The 24,123-nt window shown below is 73.7% G+C and carries 23 protein-coding genes; 18 read left to right on the plus strand and 5 right to left on the minus strand.

All coding sequences use genetic code 11. From position 1 onward, the window contains the following. Window positions 1-20: 20 nt before the first annotated feature. From ACZ466_RS36365 to ACZ466_RS36380, 4 genes are read right to left on the minus strand one after another with little or no spacing between them, the layout of a single operon-like run. The gene (locus ACZ466_RS36365; protein WP_378291696.1) at window positions 21-353 is read right to left on the minus strand and encodes a hypothetical protein; all 333 of its coding nucleotides are present in this window, start codon (window positions 351-353) and stop codon (window positions 21-23) included. Between the two features lie 24 nt (window positions 354-377). After that, window positions 378-1,232: a hypothetical protein gene (locus ACZ466_RS36370; protein ID WP_378291698.1), complete on the minus strand. Its 855-nt coding sequence runs from the start codon at window positions 1,230-1,232 to the stop codon at window positions 378-380. 57 nt (window positions 1,233-1,289) lie between these two features. Then, window positions 1,290-1,658, minus strand: coding sequence for an arsenate reductase family protein (locus ACZ466_RS36375; RefSeq protein ID WP_378291700.1), 369 nt, complete (start codon window positions 1,656-1,658; stop codon window positions 1,290-1,292). 10 nt (window positions 1,659-1,668) lie between these two features. Then, window positions 1,669-2,142 carry a YbaK/EbsC family protein gene (locus tag ACZ466_RS36380; protein WP_378291702.1) on the minus strand — a complete coding sequence of 158 codons (474 nt, stop codon included), beginning with the start codon at window positions 2,140-2,142 and terminating at the stop codon, window positions 1,669-1,671. A gap of 109 nt (window positions 2,143-2,251) precedes the next feature. On the opposite strand from ACZ466_RS36380, the gene ACZ466_RS36385 reads away from it, so the two are divergent. The 9 genes from ACZ466_RS36385 (at window position 2,252) to ACZ466_RS36425 (ending at window position 12,107) form a co-directional block, all read left to right on the plus strand. Continuing rightward, the gene (locus tag ACZ466_RS36385; protein WP_378291705.1) at window positions 2,252-3,022 is read left to right on the plus strand and encodes a L,D-transpeptidase family protein; all 771 of its coding nucleotides are present in this window, start codon (window positions 2,252-2,254) and stop codon (window positions 3,020-3,022) included. Window positions 3,023-3,241: 219 nt separating this feature from the next. After that, window positions 3,242-3,733 carry an SAV_6107 family HEPN domain-containing protein gene (locus ACZ466_RS36390; RefSeq protein WP_378291707.1) on the plus strand — a complete coding sequence of 164 codons (492 nt, stop codon included), beginning with the start codon at window positions 3,242-3,244 and terminating at the stop codon, window positions 3,731-3,733. A 733-nt stretch (window positions 3,734-4,466) separates the two neighbouring features. Then, a complete protein-coding gene (locus ACZ466_RS36395) occupies window positions 4,467-5,834 on the plus strand; it encodes an MFS transporter (protein ID WP_378291709.1) in 1,368 nt (455 codons plus the stop codon). Window positions 5,835-5,838: 4 nt separating this feature from the next. Next, window positions 5,839-6,930: a sensor histidine kinase gene (locus ACZ466_RS36400; protein ID WP_378291711.1), complete on the plus strand. Its 1,092-nt coding sequence runs from the start codon at window positions 5,839-5,841 to the stop codon at window positions 6,928-6,930. After that, complete coding sequence (locus ACZ466_RS36405; RefSeq protein ID WP_378291713.1) at window positions 6,927-7,604, plus strand: response regulator; 678 nt, start codon at window positions 6,927-6,929, stop codon at window positions 7,602-7,604. The genes ACZ466_RS36400 and ACZ466_RS36405 overlap by 4 nt, the downstream gene beginning before the upstream one ends. Window positions 7,605-7,693: 89 nt before the next feature. Then, window positions 7,694-7,930 carry a hypothetical protein gene (locus tag ACZ466_RS36410; RefSeq protein WP_378291715.1) on the plus strand — a complete coding sequence of 79 codons (237 nt, stop codon included), beginning with the start codon at window positions 7,694-7,696 and terminating at the stop codon, window positions 7,928-7,930. Next, the gene (locus ACZ466_RS36415; RefSeq protein ID WP_378291717.1) at window positions 7,927-10,035 is read left to right on the plus strand and encodes an MMPL family transporter; all 2,109 of its coding nucleotides are present in this window, start codon (window positions 7,927-7,929) and stop codon (window positions 10,033-10,035) included. The genes ACZ466_RS36410 and ACZ466_RS36415 overlap by 4 nt, the downstream gene beginning before the upstream one ends. Window positions 10,036-10,133: 98 nt before the next feature. Beyond that, the gene (locus ACZ466_RS36420; protein ID WP_464041825.1) at window positions 10,134-10,934 is read left to right on the plus strand and encodes a hypothetical protein; all 801 of its coding nucleotides are present in this window, start codon (window positions 10,134-10,136) and stop codon (window positions 10,932-10,934) included. Window positions 10,935-11,102: 168 nt separating this feature from the next. After that, entirely contained in the window at window positions 11,103-12,107 is a 1,005-nt protein-coding gene (locus ACZ466_RS36425; RefSeq protein ID WP_378288514.1) for an SMP-30/gluconolactonase/LRE family protein, read from the plus strand. A gap of 101 nt (window positions 12,108-12,208) precedes the next feature. Here ACZ466_RS36425 and bldD read toward each other — a convergent pair whose 3' ends face one another. After that, the gene (bldD, locus tag ACZ466_RS36430; RefSeq protein ID WP_160819162.1) at window positions 12,209-12,703 is read right to left on the minus strand and encodes a transcriptional regulator BldD; all 495 of its coding nucleotides are present in this window, start codon (window positions 12,701-12,703) and stop codon (window positions 12,209-12,211) included. 596 nt (window positions 12,704-13,299) lie between these two features. On the opposite strand from bldD, the gene pyrR reads away from it, so the two are divergent. The 9 genes from pyrR to mihF all read left to right on the plus strand — a co-directional run bounded on the left by pyrR (window position 13,300) and on the right by mihF (window position 24,103). Then, window positions 13,300-13,896: a bifunctional pyr operon transcriptional regulator/uracil phosphoribosyltransferase PyrR gene (pyrR, locus tag ACZ466_RS36435; RefSeq protein ID WP_378288522.1), complete on the plus strand. Its 597-nt coding sequence runs from the start codon at window positions 13,300-13,302 to the stop codon at window positions 13,894-13,896. Further along, the gene (locus ACZ466_RS36440; RefSeq protein ID WP_378288511.1) at window positions 13,893-14,840 is read left to right on the plus strand and encodes an aspartate carbamoyltransferase catalytic subunit; all 948 of its coding nucleotides are present in this window, start codon (window positions 13,893-13,895) and stop codon (window positions 14,838-14,840) included. Before pyrR ends, ACZ466_RS36440 begins: the two co-directional genes overlap by 4 nt. Further along, window positions 14,837-16,141, plus strand: coding sequence for a dihydroorotase (locus ACZ466_RS36445; protein ID WP_378288509.1), 1,305 nt, complete (start codon window positions 14,837-14,839; stop codon window positions 16,139-16,141). The genes ACZ466_RS36440 and ACZ466_RS36445 overlap by 4 nt, the downstream gene beginning before the upstream one ends. Further along, window positions 16,138-17,280 carry a glutamine-hydrolyzing carbamoyl-phosphate synthase small subunit gene (gene carA, locus ACZ466_RS36450; RefSeq protein ID WP_378288507.1) on the plus strand — a complete coding sequence of 381 codons (1,143 nt, stop codon included), beginning with the start codon at window positions 16,138-16,140 and terminating at the stop codon, window positions 17,278-17,280. The genes ACZ466_RS36445 and carA overlap by 4 nt, the downstream gene beginning before the upstream one ends. Continuing rightward, entirely contained in the window at window positions 17,280-20,609 is a 3,330-nt protein-coding gene (gene carB / locus ACZ466_RS36455; RefSeq protein WP_378288504.1) for a carbamoyl-phosphate synthase large subunit, read from the plus strand. Before carA ends, carB begins: the two co-directional genes overlap by 1 nt. 38 nt (window positions 20,610-20,647) lie before the next feature. Then, window positions 20,648-21,535 (plus strand): iron-sulfur cluster-binding protein, encoded by an 888-nt coding sequence (locus tag ACZ466_RS36460; protein ID WP_378288502.1) that lies wholly within the window; start codon window positions 20,648-20,650, stop codon window positions 21,533-21,535. Window positions 21,536-21,557: 22 nt separating this feature from the next. Continuing rightward, the gene (locus tag ACZ466_RS36465; RefSeq protein WP_378288500.1) at window positions 21,558-22,628 is read left to right on the plus strand and encodes a dihydroorotate dehydrogenase; all 1,071 of its coding nucleotides are present in this window, start codon (window positions 21,558-21,560) and stop codon (window positions 22,626-22,628) included. After that, on the plus strand, window positions 22,628-23,326 hold the full coding sequence (gene pyrF, locus ACZ466_RS36470) for an orotidine-5'-phosphate decarboxylase (protein WP_378288498.1): 699 nt from the start codon (window positions 22,628-22,630) through the stop codon (window positions 23,324-23,326). Before ACZ466_RS36465 ends, pyrF begins: the two co-directional genes overlap by 1 nt. A gap of 453 nt (window positions 23,327-23,779) precedes the next feature. Then, window positions 23,780-24,103: an integration host factor, actinobacterial type gene (gene mihF / locus ACZ466_RS36475; RefSeq protein ID WP_378288496.1), complete on the plus strand. Its 324-nt coding sequence runs from the start codon at window positions 23,780-23,782 to the stop codon at window positions 24,101-24,103. Window positions 24,104-24,123: the final 20 nt, after the last annotated feature.

Raw genomic sequence — 24,123 nt, forward strand, 5'->3', positions numbered from 1 at the left:
CTAGAGCCTAGACCCGTCGATCAGGCGCGCGGGACGGTGCGCTGGGTCGCCGACAGCCGGTCGTAGATGTCCCACAGGATCCGGTCGGCGGCCTTCTGCAGCGTTCCGCGGTTGGACTCCAGCTGGCCGCCCCACTGGCGGGCCTCGGGACCCAGCCACGCGTCGGTGCCGTTCAGCGTCCGCACCGCCGGATCCAGCGCCTGCCTGAGCCGTCCGATACTGCCGTAGGCGTCGGCGTACGCCTGGTAGAGCTCCCGGTACGCGGGATTGGGCTGTTCGGTGGGCGGCAGCTTGGTCGCCGCCGCCGAATCCAACGGCGGCGGCAGGCTGCCGGGGGGCGGGGGAGCGGCCATCGCGGCCTCCTCTCTGGGGCCGTCCTAGCCGGCCCGGCGGCCGGTGACGGGCTGGAGGTCGAGCTTGCCGATGGCCTCACGCGTGCGGCGGCTCATGTCCGCCCCGGTGAGGACCTGGACGGCCACCGGGTGGACCCCGGCGCGGTCGGCCTCGGCGAGGAAGGCGCGCAGCCACCGCACGTCCATCGTCAGATGGTGGCTGGCCGTGCCGAGCGACTCCCGCACCGCGCCGACCCGGGCCTGGTCGCCGGCCGCCGCCTTGAGCAGGTCGGCGGCCGCGGCCGGGCCGAGCCGCTCGTACAGCTTCTCGGTGTAGTCGGGGTCGCCCGCGTTCTCCTTCAGGTGCTTCCACACCTGCTCCGGCACCGGCCGGCGGTCCTGGACGGCCGCGGCCACCGCGAGCGCGTCCGCCTTGGCCGCCTTCGCCGCGTCCTGCCGGGTCGGGAAGTTGCCCAGGTCGCCCGCCCCGTTGGGGGTGGTCGAGGGCGGACGGGCCGGGGACCCCGAACCGCGCGGCGGCTGCGCGCGCACCGGCTCGGGCGTCCCGCCGGGACCGGGCGTGCCGGTGCCCGGAGTACGCGGCAGCGGCGCTGGGGCGGGCGGGACCTCCACCCCGCCGCCCCCGTCCGGATGCGTCATCGCGTAGGCGTGCCGCCGGGTCAGCATGCCCAGCTGGTCGGCCGCCCACTGCGCCGCCTGCTCGGCCTGCCGGTACCCCGCGGCCGACACCCCCGGCGGCGGGCGGTGCCCGTTCAGCCAGCTCCGGATCGCCGTGTTGGCGTCCTGCACCTGCTTGATCAACTGGCCCAGCGCCGGCGGATCGATCCCCCGGAAGTCGGCGTGGCGCGCGGCCGGGCCGGTGCGCATCTGCGCGGTCATCGCCCCTCCGGATCGCTGTGGATCGGTCCCCGTCAGTCTTCCAGAATCACACTCGCATCACGCGCTGTCGAGAGCCTTGCGCACCGACTCCGGGTCGCGGGCGACCACCGCGCCCCCGCCGGGCGTCAGCACGATCGGCCGCTGGATCAGCGACGGGTTGGCCGCCATCGTCTCGATCCAGCGCGCCCGGTCGCGCTCCATGTCCTTCAGGCCCAGTTCCTTGGCGACCGGCTCGTTCAACCTGGCCACCTCCCACGGCTCGGCGCCGATCCGCGTCAACACCGCCTCCAGCTCCTCGGCCGTGGGCGGCTCGTCCAGGTAGCGGCGCTCGGTGTAGGCCACGCCCGCCTCGTCGAACGCGGCCTTCGCGGCCCGGCTCTTGGAGCAGCGCGGGTTGTGCCAGATCTGGGTGTCGTCCGTGCTCATCTCGTGTCCTTCACTCGCCGGCCCCCACGTCGGCGGCCTCGCCGCCGGTGATGCGCAGCAGTTCCTCGTAGGAGGTCGGGAAGACGGTGTGGGCGACCCCGCCCGCCGCCCAGACCCGGTCGTACTTGTCCAGCCAGACGTCCACCAGCGTACGGACCGGCGCCGGATGCCCCACCGGGGCGACCCCGCCGATCGTCTGCCCCGTGGCCGCGCGGACGAAGTCGGGCGCGGCCCGCCGGACCTTCGCCGCGCCGACCAGCGCCGCGACCTTGGCCGTGTCCACCCGGTGCGCGCCGCTGGTCAGCACCAGCAGCGGCGCCCCGTCGGCGTCGAAGACGAGGCTGTTGGCGATCGCCCCGACCGGGCACTCCAGCTGGTCGGCGGCGGCCCGCGCGGTCGGCGCCGGCTCGGGCAGCTCGATGATCTCCCCGGTCGCGCCCTGCTCGCGCAGCGCGCGGGCGACACGTTCGGCGTTGGGATGCATGGGCCACACTCTAGAGCCGCCCGCGCCAGGCCGCGCTGGTCCTCTCGAACGGGGGATATCACTCTAAAGTGGCCGAACCCCCAGGGGACCACACGTGCGAGGGAGCCATATGAGCGTTCGGATGGGCACGCTGCTGATCGCGGGCGGTGCGGTGCTGGCGGCGGGGTGCTCCGCCGGCGAGAGCAGCGCGGGACGCGCGGCGGAGACGCCATCCGCGTCCCCGACCGCCACGAAACCCCCCGTCACCGAGCCCGCCCGCCGCACGCTCAAGGCGGGCGCCAAGGGCGAGGACGTCAAACAGCTGCAGCGCCGCCTCAAAGAGCTCAAGTACGACCCCGGCAAGGCCGACGGCAGGTACGGCCTCACCACCCAGATGGCCGTGTGGGCGTTCCAGAAGGTCAACCGCCTCAAGGTGAGCAGCACCGTGGGCAAGAAGACCTGGGCCGCCCTCGACGCCCCCAAGCAGCCCGCCCCCATGGCCAAGCGCCGCGAGGCCGATCGGGTCGACGTCGACCTGCGCCGCCAGTTCCTGGTCGTCTACAAGGGCGGCAGGCCCGACCTGATCTCCCACATCTCCTCCGGATCGGGCGAGTACTACTGCGCCAAGGACCGCGGCGCCACCGTCGCCCGCTGCCGCTACGCCACCACCGGCACGGGCGACTTCCGCACCGGCCGGCGCGCCTCCGGCTGGGAGGTCTCGCCCCTCGGCCGGCTCTACAACCCGATCTACTTCAACGGCGGCATCGCCTTCCACGGCGCCCTCTCCGTCCCGCGCCACCCCGCCTCGCACGGCTGCGTCCGGCTCCCGATGCACATCGCCGAGTACTTCCCGCAGATCGTCGAGACCGGCGTCCCCGTCCACGTGCGCCGTCCCAAGTGACCTCGTGAGATCACTGTGGGTCACGCCACTCATTCGAACGCATTGACGAATCGGCGTCAGGACGGTTTACTGTGAATGCGTCGAACTTATGTTCGACGTGGTGCGGGACTCGCGGCCCGCACCAGGGCGACGTCCCCCCGCCGAGGCGGGACGGACGGCCGGGCGGAGTGAGGGGAAGCTCTCCGCCCGGCCGGCCCGAGCCGCCGGAAGGAGGCAGTCATGTCCGACACGATGGCCGCACGCGGGCTCCACTCCGCTGCCCAGCGCATGCCCAGCCCCCGACACCGTCCGCTCCAGCCACCCCGCCCCGCCCAGACAGCGGTCGGCCAGTTGCACGCCGCCCGGATGGGCCTGGCCGAGGCGGCCGAGGCGACCTCGCCGGCCGTGCGCTACGTCTGCGCGCACCTTGCCGCGCTGCGCGCCGCGGCCGCGGTGCTGGCGTCCAAGGAGCCCGTCGACACCCACCGCCGGGGCCGTCCCCGCAGCGTCTGGGTGCTGCTGCCCGAGGCCGAACCGGCGCTGCGCGAGTGGGCCGCCTTCTTCGCCGCCGGCGCCGACAAGCGCGCCGCCGCCGAGGCCGGCCTGCCCCGCGCCGTCACCGCGCGCGAGGCCGAGGAACTCCTGCACGACGCCGGGATCTTCGTCTCCCTGGTCGAGGACACCCTGGGCGTCCCCGGCCAGCCCACCCTCCCCATCCCCGAGGCCAGCTGAAGCCGGCCGTTCCACGGCCGTGCTTCCTCCCCCTTTGGCCGGCCGCGCCGGGACCGGGGGCGGCCGCCGTCCTCACCGGCCCCGCCCCCGCCCCGGCGAAACCCACCCGCCACCAGGAACAAAGCGGCAACCCCCACTCACGAAGCGCCTGCCCCGGCCCCCTGAGAGGGCACCCGCCCGCCTCGTCCTGGCGGACGGTCGTGCCGAAACAGGAACCGGAGCTGGCGGCGACCCCAGCCCGGCAAGCGCCCTGTAGGCCTGCGTCGCTTACAGGTGCTCGCGTTCGTCCGCCCGGGTAGGTGCTGGAGCCCGGACGCAAGCCCAGTGCCGGTGGCGGCGCTGGCGGGCCCGGCCGAGTGCCCCGTGCCGCGTGCGTCGGGTACGAGGCCGCCGTCGGCCAGGTTCCGCCGCCGCGCCGCCGGACCCACCCCGCGAAGCATCCCGTGCCGCCTGCTCCGACTCTTTGCGGGGGCAGCCGCCCACCACACGCAGGTGCCGGTCCCTCGTCCCGCCCGTCCCAGCGGGCCAGGTTTGGTGAGCGCCTGGTGCTGCTTGCTCCGACGGCTTGCGAGGGGTGGCCGCCGGTCGCAGCTGCGGTGTCGGTTGGCGCCGCGCCGAGGGCGTTGCCGGGGCCTTGGCCTTTTGTGCGGCGATCTGGTGGTGGCGTGTGGGGGTGGGCTTATGGGGGTTTTGAGGGTGTATGACAATCGTGGGGGTGTGGTGAGGAGGGGCGTTGGCGGCGGGGCGTGGCGGGCGGCGGGGGTTGGTGCCGCTGCTGGCGTTTCTCGGGGTGATGGCGTACGCGCTGTCGATGGCGGTGGTCACCCCGGCGCTGCCGCTGATCCAGGAGGGGCTCGGCACGTCGGCGGCCGGGGCGGCGTGGGCGCTGACCGCGATGATGCTGTCGGCGGCGGTGGCCACGCCGGTGATCGGGCGGCTGGGGGATCTGCTCGGGCCGCGGCCGGTGCTGCTGGTGGTGCTGGCGATCTCGACGGCGGGCATGGTGGTCGCGGCGTCGGCCGGTTCTCTGGGGCCGATGCTGGCGGGGCGGGTGCTGGCGGGGATCGGCGGGGGCGTGTTCCCGCTGGCGTACACGATCGTGCGGGAGGTGTTCCCGCCCGAGCGGACGGCGTCGGCGGTCGGGTTGATGTCGTCGATGCTGGGGCTCGGCGGGGCGCTGTCGTGGTGCATCGCCGGGCCGATCATCGACCATCTGGGCTGGCGGTGGCTGCTGTGGGTGCCGGTGCTGGGGCTGGTGCCCGGGCTCGTGCTCGCGTGGTGGATCGTTCCGGCGGTGGGCGGGGGGAAGAGCGCGCGGATCGACTGGTGGGGCGCGGTGCTGTTCGCGGCTTGGCTGGTGGCCGCGCTGACCGCGCTCACGCAGGGCATGGAGTGGGGCTGGACGTCGCCCGGGGTGATCGGCCTGCTGGCGGCGGCGGTCGTGCTGGCGGTCGTCTGGCTGGTGGTGGAGGGGCGGGTCGAGGAGCCGCTGGTGGACCTGCGGCTGATGCGGCGCCGGGCGATCTGGACGGCCAACGCCGCGTCGCTTTTGTCGGGGTACGCGCTGATGGCGGGCGGGCTGCTGTTCCCGCTGCTGGTCCAGCTTCCGGAGGAGACCGGCTTCGGGTTCGGCGGTACGGCGACGCAGGCGGCCCTGCTGCAGTTGCCCGCGAGCGCGGGGATGACGGTGGCGGGGATGACCGCCGGGCTGCTGGACCGGTGGGTCGGGTCCCGCGTGGTGCTGATGGCGGGGGCGGTGCTGACCGGGGCCGGGTACGCGTACGTGGCGCTGGCGCACGAGGCCATGTGGCAGCTGTACGTGGGCGGCGTCGTGCGGGGGGTCGGGATCGGGCTCGCGTACGCGGCGGTCGCGAACCTGGTGATGGCGGCGGTGGCGGCCGGGGAGACCGGGGCCGTCACCGGGGTGAACACGCTGGTCCGCACCGTCGGCGCCTCGCTCGGGACGCAGGCCAGCGCGGTGATCGTGGCGGCGTCGGGGGCGGCCGAGGGCGGGTTCACGCTGGGGTTCGCGGTGAGCGCCGCGGTCATGGGGGCCGTGCTGGTTCTGGCGCTCCTGGCGCCGCGGCGCTCCCTATGCTGAGCAGATGATCCTCCCCGCGGTCGTGACGGTGCTGGTGGTCGCCGCCACCGTCGCGGCGTGGCTGGGCGCGCCGGAGCAGCCGTGGCCGCGGACGGTGCTGGACGCGGCACTGGTCCTCAGCGTGTGCGGCGCCCTGTTCGCGGCCCGGCGCAACGCGCTCGCCGCCTGCCTGTACGCCCTGCCCGCCTGCGGCCTCTACTACGTGCTGAGCCCGGTCGACGGGCCGCTGCTGGTGGTGGTGATGCTGTGCCTGTACGCGGTCGCGGCCGAGGGGCGGACGTACGCGGCCGTGGCCCTGGGCGCGCTGCTGGTGATCGGGACGGGGCTCGGCACGCTGGCGGGCAACCACGAGTTCAACGGCATCGCGCTGACGATGCTGGCCGGCTGGGTGGTGGCCGTCCTCGCGCTGGGCGCGGTGTGGCACGGCCGGCAGGAGAACCTGCGGGCGGCGGTGCGCCGGACGGAGGAGGAGGCCCGGCTGCGCGCGGCCGAGGAGAGGCTGCGGATCGCGCGGGAGCTGCACGACGTGGTGGGCCACCACCTGTCCATGATCAACGTGCAGGCGGGCACCGCGCTGCACCGGCTGGAGCGCGATCCGGGGCAGGCCGGGCCGGCGCTCGGGGTGATCAAGGAGGCGAGCCGGGAGTCGCTGCGCGAGCTGCGCGCCACCCTGGGGGTGCTGCGGCAGGTGGACGAGGCGGAGGACACGGCGCCCGCGGGGCGGCTGGACCGGCTGGGCGACCTGGTCCGGTACGCGGAGCTGGCCGGGCTGGAGATCGCGGTCGGGGAGGAGGGGGAGCGGCGCGAGCCGTCCGCCGGGGTGGACCTGGCCGCGTACCGCATCCTGCAGGAGTCGATCACCAACGTGACCCGGCACGCGGCGGCGCGGCGGGTGCGGGTGACGCTCGCCTACGGGGCGTCGGAGCTGCGCCTGGAGGTCGAGGACGACGGCCGGGGCGGCGCCGCGGCGGGCGGCAGCGGAATCCTGGGGATGCGGGAGCGGGCACGGGCGCTGGGCGGTGATCTGGTGGCGGGGCCGCTGCCCGGCGGCGGTTTCCGGGTCCGGGCCCGGTTGCCCTACGGTGCCGAGGCATGATCCGCGTGCTGCTCGCCGACGACCAGGCTCTGGTCCGGGCCGGTTTCCGTTCGCTGCTGGACGATGAGGACGATCTCGCCGTGGTCGGGGAGGCCGCCGACGGGGAGGCGGCGGTCGCGGCGGTGCGCGCGGAGCGTCCCGACGTGGTGCTCATGGACATCCGGATGCCCGGCATGGACGGGCTGGAGGCGGCCCGGCGGATCGCGGCGGAACTGCCGGAGGTCCGGATCGTGATCCTGACGACGTTCGATCTCGACGAGTTCGTCTACGGGGCGCTGCGCGCGGGCGTGGCGGGGTTCCTGGTGAAGGACACCGAGCCGGCGGAGCTGGTGCGGGCGGTGCGGGTCGCGGCCCGCGGCGACGCGCTGATCAGCCCGTCGGTGACCCGGCGGCTGATCGCCGAGTACGCGGGGCGGGTGGCCCGGCCCGGGCCGGATCCCCGGCTGAACGGCCTGACGCCGCGGGAGCGCGAGGTGACCGGGCTGGTCGCCGGGGGGTTGTCCAACGACGAGATCGCGGCGCGGCTGGTGCTGAGCCCGGCGACGGTGAAGAGCTCGGTGAGCCGGATCATGACGAAGCTGGCCGTGCGGGACCGGGCGCAGCTGGTGGTGCTGGCCTACGAGAGCGGCATGGTCGCGCCCGGCTGGGCGGGCGGGGCGCAACCCGGGGGGTAGGGCGGCGCCCGGGGGCGCAACAACCGTCGTACGGTCCCGGCGTCCCGCGGCCGATTCGGCGGGCCGTGCCGTTCCCGCACGGTGTTGCCATGAACGAATCATCTCCGAACAAGGTCGGCGGCGCGGTCGTCGGCTTCCTGGCCGGTGGCGCGGCCGGATTCGTGGCGACCGAGGCCGGCGCCGCGTTCTTCCACTTCGTCCTCGACATCACGCCCGACGTGGAGAACCGGCCGATGCTGCTGCTGGTGTTCCTGGGCGTGCCGGTGCTGTGCGCGCTGGCGGGCGCCTTCGCGGGCGCGCGGGTCGCTGCCCGGAAGGGGCGGTGACCGTGGAAGCGAAGGGCCTCTTCGCGCGGCTGGCGGCCTGGTCCTACCGGCGCCGGTGGATCGCGCTGGGGATCTGGGCGCTGCTGCTGGTGGCCGTCCAGTTCGCCTCGCAGGCCGTGGGGTCGGACTACCGCAACGACTTCACCCTTCCCGGGACGCAGTCGCAGCGTGCGAGCGACCTGCTGACCGAGCACCGCGCGGCGCAGGCGGGCGACAGCGTGCAGATCGTGGTCAAGGCTCGGGACGGGCTGCGCGCGCCCGGCGTCGAGCGGGGCGTGCGGTCGGCGCTCGACCGGGTCAAGGGGCTGCCGAGCGTGGCGGCCGTGCGCGCCCCCTACGACGACGCCTCGGCGATCTCCCGGGACGGCACGATCGGGTACGGCACCGTCACCCTCACGGGCAAGGCCGAGGCCGTGCCCAAGGAGGACGTCCGCCGGATCATCGACACCGCCCGGACCGCGGCCTCCGCCGGCGTCCAGGTGGAGGCGGGCGGCGACGCCGCGCGCGGCGCGCAGGAGAGCGAGGGCGGCGGGGCCGAGGGCGCGGGCATGATGGCCGCGCTGGTGATCCTGGTGCTGCTGTTCGGCTCGCTGCTCGCCGCGGCGCTGCCGCTGGTCACCGCGCTGTTCGCGGTGGGCGCCTCGATGGGCCTGATCGTGCTGGCCTCCCGGGTCGCGACCGTGGCCGACTTCACCCCGCCGATCATGATGCTGGTCGGGCTGGGCGTCGGGGTCGACTACGCGCTGCTGGTCTTCTACCGCTACCGGCACGAGCTGCTGGACGGCCTGCAGCCGAGGGAGGCGACGGTGCGGGCGCTGGACGCCGCCGGCCGGACGGTCTTCATCGCCGCGTGCACGGTCGTCATCGCGCTGCTGGGCCTGGTGGCGCTCGGCCTGGGGGCGCTGCAGGGCGTCGCGCTGGCGGTCGCGCTGACCGTGCTGGTCACGATGTTCGCCGCGCTGACGCTGCTGCCCGCGCTGCTGGGGATCTTCGGCGGGCGCATCCGCCGGCACGTGCTCAAGCGGGCCGCCAAGGCCGCCGCCAAGGGCAGGGAGACGGGGGCCCGGTGGCGGCGGTTGGCGACGGCCGTGCAGCGGCGCCCGCTGCCGGCGCTGCTGGTGGCGGTGCTGGCGCTGCTCGCGCTGTCGGCGCCCGCGCTGGGCATGCGGCTGGGCTTCGCCGACGCCGGCAACGACCCCGCCTCGTCTACCAGCCGGAAGGCCTACGACCTGCTCGCCGAGGGGTTCGGGCCCGGGTTCAACGGTCCGCTGGTGGTCGTGGGGCAGGGCGACGCGGCCGAGGGACGCCGGATCCACGGCGTGCTGGCGGGCACCGACGGCGTCGCGGCCGCCACCCCGCCGATCCCGTCCGGCGAGGGCGGCCTGTTCACGGTGCTGGTCTTCCCGGAGACCGCGCCGCAGGACGAGGGGACGGCCGACCTGGTGCACGCGCTCCGCGAGGACGTGCTGCCCGGCGGCTACCTGGTCGGCGGGTCCACGGCGGCCACGCAGGACTTCGCCGACACCGTCTCGGGGCGGCTGCCGCTGTTCGCCGCGATCGTGGTGGGGCTGTCGGCGCTGCTCCTGCTGGTGGTGTTCCGCTCGGTGCTGATCCCGATCAAGGCGGCGCTGCTCAACCTGCTCAGCATCGCCGCGGCGCTGGGCGCGATCACGCTGGTGTTCCAGGAGGGCTGGTTCGGCGTGCCGCCGGGGCCGATCGAGGCGTTCATCCCCGTGATGATCTTCGCGATCGTGTTCGGGCTGTCCATGGACTACGAGGTGTTCCTGCTGTCGCGGATCCACGAGGAGTGGACCCGCACCCGGGATCCGGCCCTGGCGGTGCGGGAGGGGCTGACCGCCACCGGGCAGGTCATCACGGCCGCCGCGGCGATCATGATCGTGGTGTTCGCCGCCTTCGTGCTGAGCCCGTCCCGGATGCTGCAGCAGTTCGGGCTGGGCCTGGCGGTGGCGATCCTGCTGGACGCGGTGGTCATTCGCTGCCTGATCGTCCCGGCGGTCATGCAATTGCTGGGACGCCGCGCCTGGTGGCTTCCCGGGCCGATCGCCCGGCGCCTTCCCGAAGTGTCCCTGGAACGCGTTGGATAGGCGATTTCCCGGAGGCGAACCCGGTACGGCTTTTATCTCCGCTTTCGGCCTGTGTTGATCAAGTGGTGGGGTCTCGCAGCCGATCCCGGAGGACATCTGTGCGCCCTTCCTTCCGTAGCGGATTCGCCGCGGCCGCGCTCGCGGCCGCCTTCGCCGCGGCGCCCGCCGGTCTCGTGCCGGCGGCGTCCGCGGCGCAGCCTGCGCCGGCGCCGGTCCCGCCCGACCCGGCGCCCGGCGGCCCGGAGCGCCCGTACGAGCCGGACGTGCCCGGTCCGGAGAACCTGGACTCCCTCACCGTGACCGCCACCCGGGGCGAGGGGCGCGGCGTGACGGTCGCGTTCGACCGCCGCAGCCGTACCGCCGACGGCTCGGTCCCGGCGGCGCCGCGCCGCTTCGTGTTCCTGTTCGACCGCTCGATCGGGTTCAACCCGGAGGCGTTCCCCACCTGCTCGGCCGAGCTGATCGAGGAGAAGGGCGCGCAGGCGTGCCCGCCCGGCTCCCAGGTGGGCTCCGGCCGCTCCACCAGCGCCGACGGGACGCTGCGCGACGTCTTGGCCTTCAACGCGAAGGTCGGGGCCCTGCGCGGTGTCCTCGTCGTGATCCCCGACACCGGGGTGATCCTGGAGCAGACCTTCGAGCGGGCCGCGCCGCCCTACCGCGGCGCCGGCTACCGCTGGACGCTGGACGAGATCATCCCGCCCGACGGAAACCCGCCCGGACAGCGCCAGGGGACGGCGCGCTTCGAGCTCTCGTTCGGCGCGACCCGCACCGTGAACGGCCGCCCGGTCGGATTCGCCGAGACCTCGGCGCGCCCGGGAACGAACATGAGGTTCGGCCTCTGGAGCGAATTCGTCACCGGCCAGGTGGTGCTCCCGGAGGACACGGCCAAACTGCGTTAAAGAACGCCGGAAAGGGCGCTTCCCGAAGCAGCGGAAGCGCCCTCGTCGGCATGCCCGGAAAAGCACAAGGGTGGTTCCGGCAGACCCAGGATATGCAGGCCGATGGCATCCGGAAAAGGCACCGAGAATTCTGTGGACGACCCCATCAGAGCAAAGGAAGAAGGACGCATGAGAAAATTCACCTGGCCCGCGGCGGCCGTCGCGCTCCTGGCCCTGCTGCCCGCCCTCACCGGCCCCGCCGCGGCGGACGCCCCCTCAGCTCAGGCCGGGCCGCCGGACGCCTACATCGTCCCCGGCGACCGCGCGTTCCCGACCGGCATGGCCCTCGACCGGAACACCGGCCACTTCTACGTCGGCAGCGCAGAGGACGGCACCCTCTACCGAGGGCACGTGACGCAGCCCCAGGTGAAGGTCTGGTCGCCCAGTGGCCAGGACGGCCGCCGCCTCACCTCGGGCATGGCCGTCGACGCGGCAGGGCGCCTGTACGTGGGCGGGGCCGACACCGGCACCCTCCGCGTCTACGACACCCGCACGCAGCGTCTCCTGGCCACGCTGCGGGGCGTCCAGGGCGGGTTCGTCAACGAGATCACCGTCGCCGGCGACGGCACCGTGTACGCCACCGACTCGTTCGAGCCGGTCATCTACCGGATCACGCGGGACGGCGACCGCTGGGAGATCGAGAACTGGTTCGACGTGGCCGCGTCCCCGATCCGGTGGGTGGACGGCCGGCACAACCTCAACGGGATCCTGGCGGTCGGCGGCCACCTGCTGACGGTCAACAGCAACACCGGGGAGCTGTGGCGGATCGACCGGAGCAGCGGCGCGGCCGTCCAGGTCGACCTGGAGGGCCACTCGCTGCGCAACGGGGACGGGCTGGCCTGGCGCGACGGGCGGCTGCACGTCGTGCAGGGCAACCTCAACGACACGCCCGGCCTGGTGCCGCAGGTCGCGGTGGTCGCCCTGGCGCCGGACCTGGCGCGCGGCCGGTACGCGGCCCGGTACGTGCCGCCCGGCGGCTTCCGCCACCCGAGCGCGATCGCGCTCACCGGGACGCGCGTGATGGTGGTCAACAGCCAGTACAACCGCTGGGTCGCGGGGCTTCCGCCGGAGACCCTGCCGTTCACCGTCTCCAGCCTTCCCCTGGACGGCGCAGAGCCCGTCCCGGCCGGGTAGCGCGCGTTTCCACGGCCGCCCGCACGGATGTGTCCGCCCCCCGGGCCGCCTGTGCGGGCCCGGCGGGCGGTCGCCGGGCCCGGACAGGCCCGGCGACCGGCTCAGAAGGCCTCGACGGCGCGGCGCGCCTCGGGGTCGAGCACGCCCCAGGTGATGAGCTCCTCGGTCAGCTCGGTCGGGGACTTGTCATAGATGACCGCCAGCGAGCGCAGGTCCTCCTGGCGGATGGACAGAACCTTTCCGTTGTAGTCGCCCCGCTGGCTCTGGATCGTCGCGGCGTAACGGGCGAGGGGACCGGCCTTGTCCTTCGGAAGCTGCTGCAGCCGCTCGAGGTCGATCACGAGCTTCGGCGTTGGCCCGAGCGGGCTCGGCGCGGCTCCGCCGGGCAGCAACTCGGAAACCGGCACGCCGTAGAAATCGGCGAGCTCGGCCAGCTTCTGAACGGTGACGGCGCGGTCGCCCCGCTCGTACGAACCCACGACGACGGCCTTCCAGCGGCCTCGGGACTTCTCTTCCACACCGTGCAGGGACAGGCCCTGCTGGGTGCGGATGGCGCGCAGGCGCGCGCCGAGAGCCTTGGCGTATTCAGACGGCATTTGGGCCCCCAGGCTCACTATCGTCGTTGTGGTCGGCCCCGGGAGGGTTTCCCGGGGGGAGTCAGGTCCTTCAGGCTGTGACGCCGTAAAGCTCTGTCTCCAGGGATGGTTACGGACAGTGACGGTAAAACGGGGACGGCCTCAGGTCAAGCTGATTGGAAAAAAGCGGTCGAATCCGCAGGTCTCGATCCGGGCCGTCCGGATCGTCCGAAGGGTCCAAGATGCCCCGGTCACATGCGTCCCGCCCGTTCCGGACGGGAGGCCGGCGACCTCCCCGCCCGGCTGCGCACCGCCCGTGACGCGCCCGATGTGATGCCTCTCACCTGCTAAGACGCCCTCCGGCCCGAGGACGGGGCAACGATCCGGTCCTGCTACGGTGAGACGGACAAGACGTCCTTTAAGACCCGTCCCGTGAGGCGGGAAAGGAGGTTCCGGCGGTGAATGCTGCCTCGAAACCGGGCGGACCGGCCGGGGCGCGCGTGGCGGACGGTGAACCCCGCCGCGGCGACCCCCCGAAGTCGCCCGCACACGACCCCGCGACCGGACCGGCGACCGGACCCGCGACGGCACCCGGTGCCGGAGCCGGGCGCCACGCCGTGGACGGGGCCGCGCACAAGGCCGTCCTGGAGGCCCCCGACATCCGTCGCGCGCTCACCCGGATCGCGCACGAGATCCTCGAGCGCACCAAGGGCGGCGAGGGCGTCGTCCTGCTCGGCATCCAGACCCGCGGCGTGACGCTGGCCCGCCGCCTGGCCGCCCAGCTGGAGGAGGTCGAGGGCCGCCGCGTCCCCTGGGGGTCGCTCGACGTGACGATGTACCGCGACGACCTGCGGATGAAGCCGGCCCGCGCGCTGGGCCGCACCGAGCTGCCGCCCGAGGGCGTGGACGACCGGATCGTGGTGCTGGTCGACGACGTGCTGTTCTCCGGCCGCACCGTCCGCGCCGCCCTGGACGCGCTCAACGACCTGGGCCGCCCCCGCGCCGTGCAGCTGGCCGTGCTGGTCGACCGGGGCCACCGCGAGGTGCCCATCCGCGCCGACTACGTGGGCAAGAACCTGCCCACCTCGATGCGCGAGAACGTGAAGGTGCTGCTGGCCGAGAACGACGGGCGCGACGCCGTCCTGCTCGGCCCGGCCGCCCGCAAGGACGCGGAAGGCCCGGCCGGCCCGGCCGGGCGGGGGGAGCGCGCGTGAACCGCCACCTGATCTCGGCGGCCGACCTGACCCGGGACGACGCCCTGCTCATCCTGGACACCGCCGAGGAGCTGGCCCAGGTGTCGGGCCGCTCCACCATCAAGAAGCTGCCGACGCTGCGGGGCCGCACCGTGGTGAACCTCTTCTTCGAGGACTCCACCCGCACCCGGATCTCGTTCGAGGCGGCCGCCAAGCGGCTGTCCGCCGATGTGATCAACTTCTCCGCCAAGGGGTCCAGCGTGTCCAAGGGCGAGAGCCTGAAGGACACCGCGCTCACCCTGGAGGCGATGGGCGCCGACGGCGTGGTGATCCGGCACGGCGCGTCCGGCGCGCCGCACCGGCTGGCCGGCTGGGTGCGCGGCAGCGTGGTCAACGCCGGCGACGGCACCCACGAGCACCCCACCCAGGCGCTGCTGGACGCGTTCACCATGCGCCGCCGCCTCGGCGCCCTGGACGGCCGCAGGATCACCATCGTGGGCGACGTCCTGCACAGCCGGGTGGCACGATCCAACGTCCTGCTGCTGCACACCCTCGGCGCCGAGGTCACCCTGGTGGCCCCGCCGACGCTGCTGCCGGTGGCGATCGACACCTGGCCCTGCGCGGTCTCCTACGACCTGGACGCCGTCCTGCCCAAGAGCGACGTGGTCATGATGCTGCGGGTGCAGGCCGAGCGGATGAACGCCGCCTACTTCCCGACCGTCCGCGAGTACAGCCGCCGGTACGGCCTGGACGGCGAGCGGATGGCGCGGATGGCCGACGACGCCATCGTCATGCACCCCGGCCCGATGAACCGCGGCGTCGAGATCGCCGCCGAGGTCGCAGACTCGGTCCGCTCCACCATCGTCGAGCAGGTCGCCAACGGCGTCAGCGCCCGCATGGCCGTGCTCTACCTGCTGCTCGGGGGTTCCGAGCCCGCCATCGGCAAGGAGATCTCCGAAGCATGAGCGAGGACATGACCAAGCCCGTGTACCTGATCAAGGGCGCGCGCATCCTGGGCGGGGAGCCCGCCGACATCCTGATCCGGGACGGCGAGATCGCCGGGATCGGCGCCGGGCTGGACGCCGCCGGCGCGGAGATCGTCCAGGCCGACGGCCTCGTCGCGCTGCCCGGCCTGGTCGACCTGCACACCCACCTGCGCGAGCCGGGCCGCGAGGACGCCGAGACCGTCGAGTCCGGCACCCGGGCCGCGGCGATGGGCGGGTTCACCGCCGTGCACGCGATGGCCAACACCGACCCGGTCGCCGACACCGCCGGAGTGGTCGAGCAGGTGTGGCGGCTGGGCCGCGAGGCCGGGTACTGCGACGTGCAGCCGGTCGGCGCGGTCACCCGCGGCATCCGCGGCGAGCAGCTGGCCGAGCTGGGCGCGATGGCCGACTCGGCCGCCGGCGTCCGGGTGTTCTCCGACGACGGCCACTGCGTCTCCGACGCGGTGATCATGCGGCGGGCGCTGGAGTACGTGAAGGCGTTCGACGGCGTGGTCGCCCAGCACGCGCAGGAGCCGCGGCTGACCGAGGGCGCGCAGATGAACGAGGGCGAGATCTCCGCCCGGCTCGGCCTGGGCGGCTGGCCCGCGGTGGCCGAGGAGGCGATCATCGCCCGGGACGTGCTGCTGGCCCAGCACGTCGGCTCCCGGCTGCACGTGTGCCACGTGTCCACCGCCGGCTCGGTCGAGATCATCCGCTGGGCCAAGGGCAAGGGCTGCCGGGTCACCGCGGAGGTGACCCCGCACCACCTGCTGCTCACCGACGTCCGCGCCGAGACCTACGACCCGATCTACAAGGTCAACCCGCCGCTGCGCACCGCCGAGGACGTGACCGCGCTGCGGGACGCGCTGGCCGACGGCACGATCGACTGCGTGGCCACCGACCACGCCCCGCACCCGGTCGAGGCCAAGGAGACCGAGTGGGCCGTGGCCGCGATGGGCATGATCGGCCTGGAGACGGCGCTGCCGGTGGTGCAGGAGGCGATGGTCGACACCGGCCTGCTCGACTGGGCCGCGGTCGCCGACCGGATGTCGTACCGCCCGGCCCGCATCGGCCGGCTGTCCGGCCAGGGCGCCCCGCTGGAGGCCGGCGCCCCCGCCAACATCACCCTGTACGACCCGTCGCCGCGCCGGCCCGTGGACCCCTCGGCCATGACCTCCAAGAGCCGCAACACGCCGTACACGGGCCTGGAGCTGCCGGGCCGCGTGGTGGCGACGTTCCTGCGCGGCACGCCCACCGTCCTGGAAGGAAAGCTTCAGTGACCCAGACGTCAGCCCTGCTGGTCCTCGAAGACGGGCGGGTGTTCCGCGGCGCCGGGTACGGGGCCGAGGGCGAGACCTTCGGGGAGATGGTCTTCAACACCGGCATGACCGGCTACCAGGAGACCCTGACCGACCCTTCGTACGCCCGCCAGATCGTGGCGATGACCGCCCCGCACATCGGCAACACCGGCGTGAACGAGGAGGACCCCGAGTCCCGCCGCATCCAGGTCGCCGGGTACGTGGTCCGCGAGCCCGCCCGGGTGGTGTCCAACTGGCGGGCCACCGGCTCGCTGGGGTCGGCGCTGCGCGAGCAGGGGATCGTGGGCATCGCCATTCCCGGGACCCGGGCGCTCACCCGCCACCTGCGCGACCGCGGCGCGATGCGCGCCGGGATCTTCTCCGGCGCCGCCTCCGGGGCCCCGGAGGCCGAGCTGCTGGAGAAGGTGCTGGCCAGCCCGTCGATGGAGGGCGCCGACCTGGCCCGGGACGTGTCCACGCCCGACCCGTACGTCATCGCGGCGCACGGGGAGAAGCGGTTCACCGTCGCGGCCGTCGACCTCGGCATCAAGTCGATGACGCCGTACCGGATGGCCGAGCGCGGCTGCGAGGTGCACGTGCTCCCCGCCACCAGCACCGCCGCCGACATCCTCGCCCTCGACCCCGACGGGGTCTTCTTCTCCAACGGGCCCGGCGACCCGGCGGCCGCCGGCTACGCCGTCGAGGCGCTGCGCGGCGTCCTGGACGCCGGGAAGCCGTTCTTCGGGATCTGCTTCGGCAACCAGATCTTCGGGCGGGCGCTCGGCCTGGGCACCTACAAGCTGAGGTTCGGGCACCGCGGCATCAACCAGCCCGTCCAGGACCGCGGCACCGGCAAGGTGGACGTCTCCGCGCACAACCACGGGTTCGCCGTGGACGCCCCCGTGGACGGGCCGTTCGACACCCCCTACGGGCGCGCCGAGGTCAGCCACGTCAACCTGAACGACGGCTGCGTCGAGGGGCTGCGGCTGCTCGACCGCCCGGCGTTCAGCGTCCAGTACCACCCCGAGGCCGCGGCCGGTCCGCACGACGCCTCGGGCCTGTTCGACCGCTTCTGCGAGCTGATGCAGGGGTCGACTCTCACTGTGGAAGGGGCGGAGTAATGCCGCGCCGCGAGGATCTGGGTTCCGTCCTGGTGATCGGCTCCGGGCCGATCGTGATCGGCCAGGCGTGCGAGTTCGACTACTCCGGCACCCAGGCGTGCCGGGTGCTCCGGGCCGAGGGCCTGCGGGTGGTGCTGGTCAACAGCAACCCGGCGACGATCATGACCGACCCGGAGTTCGCCGACGCCACCTACGTCGAGCCGATCACCCCCGAGGTGGTCGAGAAGATCATCGCCAAGGAGCGCCCGGACGCGCTGCTGCCCACCCTGGGCGGCCAGACCGCGCTCAACACCGCGATCGCGCTCTACGAGAGCGGCGTCCTGGAGCGGTACGGCGTCGAGCTGATCGGCGCCGACGTCGAGGCGATCCAGGCCGGGGAGAACCGCGAGCGGTTCAAGGAGGTCGTCGCCAAGGTCGCCGCCGAGCAGGGCCTGAACGCCGAGTCCGCGCGCTCGCTCATCTGCCACACCATGGACGAGGTCCTGGCCGCGGCGGGCGAGCTGGGCTACCCCGTGGTGGTGCGGCCCTCGTTCACCATGGGCGGCGCCGGGTCCGGGTTCGCCCACGACGAGGACGACCTGCGCCGCATCGCCGGCGCCGGGCTGGACGCGTCCCCGACCAGCGAGGTGCTCCTGGAGGAGTCCATCCTCGGCTGGAAGGAGTACGAGCTTGAGGTCATGCGGGACCGCGCCGACAACGTGGTCATCGTGTGCTCCATCGAGAACCTCGACCCGATGGGCGTGCACACCGGCGACTCGATCACCGTCGCGCCCGCGATGACGCTGACCGACCGCGAGTACCAGAACATGCGGGACGTGGCGATCGCGGTGATCCGCGAGGTCGGCGTCGACACCGGCGGCTGCAACATCCAGTTCGCGGTCCAGCCGGGCACCGGCCGCATGATCGTGATCGAGATGAACCCGCGGGTGTCGCGGTCGTCGGCGCTGGCGTCCAAGGCCACCGGCTTCCCGATCGCCAAGATCGCGGCGCGGCTGGCGGTCGGCTACACCCTGGACGAGATCCCCAACGACATCACCGCCGAGACCCCGGCCTCCTTCGAGCCGACCCTCGACTACGTGGTGGTCAAGGTGCCGCGGTTCGCGTTCGAGAAGTTCCCCGGCGCCGACGGCACCCTCACCACCCACATGAAGTCGGTGGGCGAGGCCATGGCGATCGGCCGCAACTTCACCGAGGCGCTGCAGAAGGCGCTGCGGTCCCTGGAGCAGAAGGGCTCGTCCTTCTCCTGGGACGGCGAGCCCGGCGACGCCGCCGCCTGGACCGGGAAGGCCGCCCGGCCGCACGACGGGCGGATCCGGGCCGTCCAGCGGGCCCTGTGGGCCGGGGCGAGCGTCCAGGAGCTGTACGAGGCGACCGGCATCGACCCCTGGTTCCTCGACCAGATCGCCGCGATCAACGAGATCGCCGACGAGATCCGCACCGCCGAGGACGCCCTCACCCGCGACAAGCTGCTGCGGGCCAAGCGGCACGGCTTCTCCGACGCCCAGATCGGCGGGCTGCGCCGGCTGTCGGAGGAGGTCGTCCGGGAGCTGCGGCACGCGCTGGGCGTCCGGCCGGTCTACCTGACCGTCGACACCTGCGCCGCCGAGTTCGCCGCCCGCACGCCCTACCTCTACTCCGCCTACGACGAGGAGACCGAGGTCCCGCCCGGCGACAGGCCCAAGGTCATCATCCTGGGGTCCGGGCCGAACCGGATCGGGCAGGGCGTGGAGTTCGACTACTCCTGCGTGCACGCCTCGTTCACGCTGACCGACGCCGGCTACGAGACCGTCATGGTCAACTGCAACCCCGAGACCGTCTCCACCGACTACGACACCTCCGGGCGGCTGTACTTCGAGCCGCTCACCCTGGAGGACGTCCTGGAGGTGGTGCACGCCGAGCAGCGGACCGGCACCGTCGTCGGGGTGATCGTCCAGCTGGGCGGGCAGACCCCGCTGGGCCTGGCGCAGAAGCTCAAGGACGCCGGGGTGCCGATCGTCGGCACCTCCCCGGAGAGCATCCACCTGGCCGAGGAGCGCGGCGCGTTCGGCCGCGTCCTGCACCGCGCCGGGCTGCTCGCGCCCAAGCACGGCACCGCCTCGTCCTACGAGGAGGCCCGCGAGATCGCCGCCGAGATCGGCTACCCGGTGCTGGTGCGGCCCTCCTACGTGCTGGGCGGGCGCGGCATGGAGATCGTCTACGACGACTCCACGCTGGAGTCGTACATGGCCAAGGCGACCGAGGCGTCCCCCGAGCACCCGGTGCTGGTCGACCGGTTCCTCGACGAGGCCATCGAGATCGACGTGGACGCCCTCTTCGACGGCGAGGAGCTCTACCTCGGCGGCGTCATGGAGCACATCGAGGAGGCCGGGATCCACTCCGGCGACTCGGCGTGCGCGCTGCCGCCGATCACCCTCGGCCACGACGACCTGCGGCGCATCCGCGAGGCCACCGAGGCGCTCGCCCGCGGCGTCGGCGTGCGGGGGCTGATGAACGTCCAGTACGCGCTGTCGGCGGGCGTCCTGTACGTCCTGGAGGCCAACCCGCGCGCCTCCCGCACCGTCCCGTTCGTGTCCAAGGCCACCGCCGTGCCGGTGGCCAAGGCCGCGGCGCGGGTCATGCTCGGCGCCACCGTCGCCGAGCTGCGCGCCGAGGGGCTGCTGCCGGAGAGCGGCGACGGCGGCTCGCTGCCGCTGGACGCGCCGATCGCGGTCAAGGAGGCGGTGCTGCCCTTCGACCGGTTCCGCAACGCGCAGGGGCAGGGCGTCGACACCGTCCTCGGCCCGGAGATGCGCTCGACCGGCGAGGTCATGGGCATCGACGAGGTGTTCGGCACCGCCTACGCCAAGTCTCAGCAGGCCGCCTACGGCTCGCTGCCGACCAAGGGCCGGGCGTTCGTGTCGGTGGCGAACCGGGACAAACGGCACATGATCTTCCCTGTCAAGCGGCTGGCAGACCTGGGCTTTGAGATTCTTGCCACGGAGGGGACCGCCGAGGTCCTGCGCCGCAACGGCGTGCGTGCCAAGATCGTGCGCAAGCACAGCGAGGGTCCCGGCCCCGGCGGCGAACCCACCATCGTGCGGCGCGTCCTCGACGGAGAGGTGGATCTCATCGTCAATACTCCGTTCGGCGGCCCCGGCCAGTCCGGGCCGCGGCTGGACGGCTACGAGATCCGCACGGCGGCCGTGCTGCGCGGCGTGCCGTGCGTGACCACCGTCCAGGGGCTCGCCGCCGCCGTGCAGGGCGTCGAGGCCATCGCGGGCGGCCAGGTCGGGGTCCGGTCGCTGCAGGAGCACGCCGAGCGGATGCGCGGCGCGCACGGCCGGGGGTAGCACCGGGACAGCACTGCACGACGACGAGAGGGAGACGGGTGTCCGACACGCCGGTGCAGACGTCGGCGACGGTACTGACCGTCCGCCAGGTGCAGGACTACCAGGCGCTGACGCTGGTGGCGCCGGCGATCGCCGAGCGGTTCCGGCCCGGGCAGTTCGTGGCGGTGGCCGTCGGCGGCGAGCACACCGGCCGCCTGGTCCGGCGCTGCTTCGGCGTGTACGAGGTCAAGTCGGACTACGGCGGGACGGTCGAGCTGGTCTTCGCCGACCGGGAGCCCGGCACCGCCTGGCTGGCGGGCCGCCGCTCCCGCGACCAGCTCGACCTCGTCGGCCCGCTCGGACGCCCGTTCCGGCTCCCCAGGGACCCCGTCAGCTGCCTGCTGGCCGGCGGCGGCCCCGGGGGCGCCGCCCTGTTCGCGCTGGCCGACACGCTGCGGCGGCGCGGCTGCCAGGTGCACTTCGTGCTCGGCGGCCCGTCCGCCCGCCAGGTCTTCGGCTCCCGCATGGCCCGGCGCATCGGCGACTCGGCGACCGTCACCACCGAGGACGGCTCGCTGGGGGAGCAGGGCGCGATCCGCGACGTGCTGCCCCGCGTCATCCAGGAGACCGGCGCCGACGTGGTCTACGGCTGCGGCCCGACCCCGCTGCTGCGCTCGGTGACCCAGGTGGCGGGGGAGTACGGCCTGCCGTCCCAGGTGTCGGTGGAGTCCTTCCTCCAGGAGACCGGGGCGTGCGGCATCGGCGTCTGCATGACGTGCATGCTCCCCATGCACGGCGACGACGGCGTGACCCGCATGGTGCGGGCCTGCGCCGACGGGCCGGTGCTGCGCGGCGACCGCGTCCGCTGGGGGGACCTCGGCACGATCCCGTTCGACGCCCTGGGCGCCCCCCGCGCCCTCAGCCGTACCGAAGGCACCGACCGATGAAGAACGCGAGCGGAGTGGTCCTGTGAACGCGGCCCGCCTGGAGACCCGACTGGGCCCCCTGGAGCTGCCCAACCCCGTGCTGACGGCGGCGGGCTGCGGCGGGACGGGCCGCGAACTGGCCCAGTTCTTCGACCTCGACCGGCTCGGCGCGTTCGTCACCACCTCGGTGATGACGCGGCCGCGCGCGGGCCGTCCGACGCCGCGGATGGCCGAGACGCCCAGCGGCCTGCTCACCGCCATGGGCCTGCCCGGGCCGGGCGTGGAGGGCTTCCTGGAGCGCGACCTGCCCTGGCTGGCCGAGCAGGGCGTGCGCACGATCGTGTCGGTCGCGGGCAACAGCGTGGAGGAGTTCGGGGAACTGGCCCGGCGGCTGCGCGGCGTCCCGGGGATCGCCGCGATCGAGGTCAACGTGGCCTGCCCCAACGTCGAGGACCGCGGCCGGATGTTCGCCTGGCACCCGGGCGCCGCCGCCTCGGTCGTCCGGGCGGTCAGGGCGCACGCCCGTCCCGGGGTGCCGATGCTGGCCAAGCTCGCGCCCGACGTCACCGACATCGTCACCATCGCCCTGGCGTGCGTGGACGCCGGCGCCGAGGGCCTCACCCTGATCAACACCCTGGAGGGCATGGCGATCGACACCGGGACGCTGCGGCCCGCGCTCACCGGCGTGTCGGGCGGCCTGTCCGGGCCCGCGATCCGCCCGCTGGCGGTGCGCTGCGTCTACCAGGTGCACGCGGCCCTGCCCGGCATCCCGATCGTCGGGGTGGGCGGGGTGGCCTCCGGCCTGGACGCGCTGGAGTTCCTCCTGGCGGGCGCCTCCGCGGTGGCCGTGGGCACCACCCTGTTCCACGACCCGATGGCCGTGCCGCGGATCGTCCGGGAACTGGACGAGGCTCTCGCGGCCCGCCGGATCGGCCGGATCGCCGACGTCGTGGGGCTGGCCCACAAGCCCGCCGGGTACGTACCGCCCCAGGTGCGCCCCGAGCCGCCCGCCGAGCCGGGCGCCGACCCCGTGTCCGGGAGCGGCGCCGAGCACGCCTCTGAGCCCTTCTCCGGGCCGGCCGCCGAGCCCGGGGAACTGAAGGAGAAGCTTTAGTGTCCGCACCCGCCCCCATCGCCGTCGCCCTGGACGCCCCCGACCTGGAGACGGCCGCGCGCTGGGCCACCCTGGTCACCCCGCACGTCAGCACCGTCAAGGTCGGCCTGGAGCTGTACCTGCGCTACGGCCCCGACGTGGTCGCCAGCGTCCGGGGCGCCAGCCGGGTCCAGGTGTTCCTGGACCTCAAGCTGCACGACATCCCCGCCACCGTGGCCGGCGCGGCCCGTGCCGTCGCGCGGCTGCGGCCGGCGTACCTGACCGTGCACGCGGCGGGCGGCCCGGCCATGATCCGCGCCGCGGTGGAGGCCGCCCCGGCCGCCCGCGTGGCGGCCGTGACGGTGCTCACCTCGCTCGGCGACGCCGACCTGGCCGCGCTCGGAGTGGCGGGGCCCGCCTCGGACGCGGTGCGCCGCCTGGCGGCGCTCTCGGTGGAGGCCGGGGCGCAGGCGCTGGTGTGCTCGCCGCAGGAGGCCGCCGCGGTGCGGGCCGAGGTCGGCCCGGACATCACGCTCATCACGCCGGGGGTGCGCCCCGCGGGGGCGGAGACGCAGGACCAGGCGCGGGTGGCCACGCCCGAGGCGGCGCTGGCCGCGGGCGCCGATCTGCTGGTGATCGGGCGTCCCATCACCGGCGCCGCCGACCCGGGCGCGGCGGCGGCGGGGATCGCGGCGGCGCTGCGGCGCACCGCGCCGTGATCCCCGGTTCGGCGGACCGTAAAGGGTAAATACGGACCGGGCGTGATAAGCGTCACGTTCGGCACGTTCCAACGGCCCTCGCTGATCGCCAGTCGACATTTCTGATGTGTCGGGAATCTCCCGTGCACACTCCGCCGCGAACGCGCAGCGTGATCATCCGATGGCGCTCCGCTGATCGACTAGGCCCCTCGGGTGGTGTTCGCGGGTGGCCGATGACGCAAACGGGCGTCCCGGGGGCGATTTTTCACGATCAAGCAATAGTCCCTGCAAGGCGGGGGGGTGACCCTCGCACCCCGCCCAGTTGGGTACACTGGGTATTCAGGACACTTCAAGGAGTGATATTCGTGATTTTGTGGCGGGCTAAACGGCACTTCACGTTGCCTTATGGGCAGTGAACTCGCTAGTTTCCACACCCGTCCGACTCCGTCGAGTGGAAACCTGAGGTGACCCGGCGTGGCTCTTCCGCCCCTAACCCCCGAACAGCGCGCCGCAGCCCTGGAAAAGGCTGCCAAGGCTCGCAAGGAGCGGGCCGAGGTTAAGAACAAGCTCAAGCACGGGGGGCTCTCGCTTGCCGAGGTCCTCAAGAATGGGCAGACCGACGACGTCATCGGCAAGATGAAGGTGTCGGCCCTCCTCGAGTCCCTGCCCAGCGTGGGGAAGGTCCGTGCCAAGCAGATCATGGAGCGCCTGGGCATCGCCGAGTCCCGCCGCGTGCGGGGCCTCGGCGCCAACCAGCGCGCCTCCCTGGAGCGTGAGTTCGGCGGTGGAACCCGCTGATCCGCGACTCATGGGCGGGC

This window comes from Actinomadura rugatobispora (genome assembly GCF_055379765.1).

What these genes read in the sequence shown, in the direction of transcription:
- ACZ466_RS36365 (WP_378291696.1), bottom strand. Translation starts at nt 353, where the DNA reads ATGGCCGCTCCCCCGCCCCCCGGCAGCCTGCCGCCGCCGTTGGATTCG.
- ACZ466_RS36370 (WP_378291698.1), bottom strand. Translation starts at nt 1,232, where the DNA reads ATGACCGCGCAGATGCGCACCGGCCCGGCCGCGCGCCACGCCGACTTC.
- ACZ466_RS36375 (WP_378291700.1), bottom strand. Translation starts at nt 1,658, where the DNA reads ATGAGCACGGACGACACCCAGATCTGGCACAACCCGCGCTGCTCCAAG.
- ACZ466_RS36380 (WP_378291702.1), bottom strand. Translation starts at nt 2,142, where the DNA reads ATGCATCCCAACGCCGAACGTGTCGCCCGCGCGCTGCGCGAGCAGGGC.
- ACZ466_RS36385 (WP_378291705.1), top strand. Translation starts at nt 2,252, where the DNA reads ATGAGCGTTCGGATGGGCACGCTGCTGATCGCGGGCGGTGCGGTGCTG.
- ACZ466_RS36390 (WP_378291707.1), top strand. Translation starts at nt 3,242, where the DNA reads ATGTCCGACACGATGGCCGCACGCGGGCTCCACTCCGCTGCCCAGCGC.
- ACZ466_RS36400 (WP_378291711.1), top strand. Translation starts at nt 5,839, where the DNA reads ATGATCCTCCCCGCGGTCGTGACGGTGCTGGTGGTCGCCGCCACCGTC.
- ACZ466_RS36405 (WP_378291713.1), top strand. Translation starts at nt 6,927, where the DNA reads ATGATCCGCGTGCTGCTCGCCGACGACCAGGCTCTGGTCCGGGCCGGT.
- ACZ466_RS36410 (WP_378291715.1), top strand. Translation starts at nt 7,694, where the DNA reads ATGAACGAATCATCTCCGAACAAGGTCGGCGGCGCGGTCGTCGGCTTC.
- ACZ466_RS36425 (WP_378288514.1), top strand. Translation starts at nt 11,103, where the DNA reads ATGAGAAAATTCACCTGGCCCGCGGCGGCCGTCGCGCTCCTGGCCCTG.
- bldD (WP_160819162.1), bottom strand. Translation starts at nt 12,703, where the DNA reads ATGCCGTCTGAATACGCCAAGGCTCTCGGCGCGCGCCTGCGCGCCATC.
- ACZ466_RS36445 (WP_378288509.1), top strand. Translation starts at nt 14,837, where the DNA reads ATGAGCGAGGACATGACCAAGCCCGTGTACCTGATCAAGGGCGCGCGC.
- carB (WP_378288504.1), top strand. Translation starts at nt 17,280, where the DNA reads ATGCCGCGCCGCGAGGATCTGGGTTCCGTCCTGGTGATCGGCTCCGGG.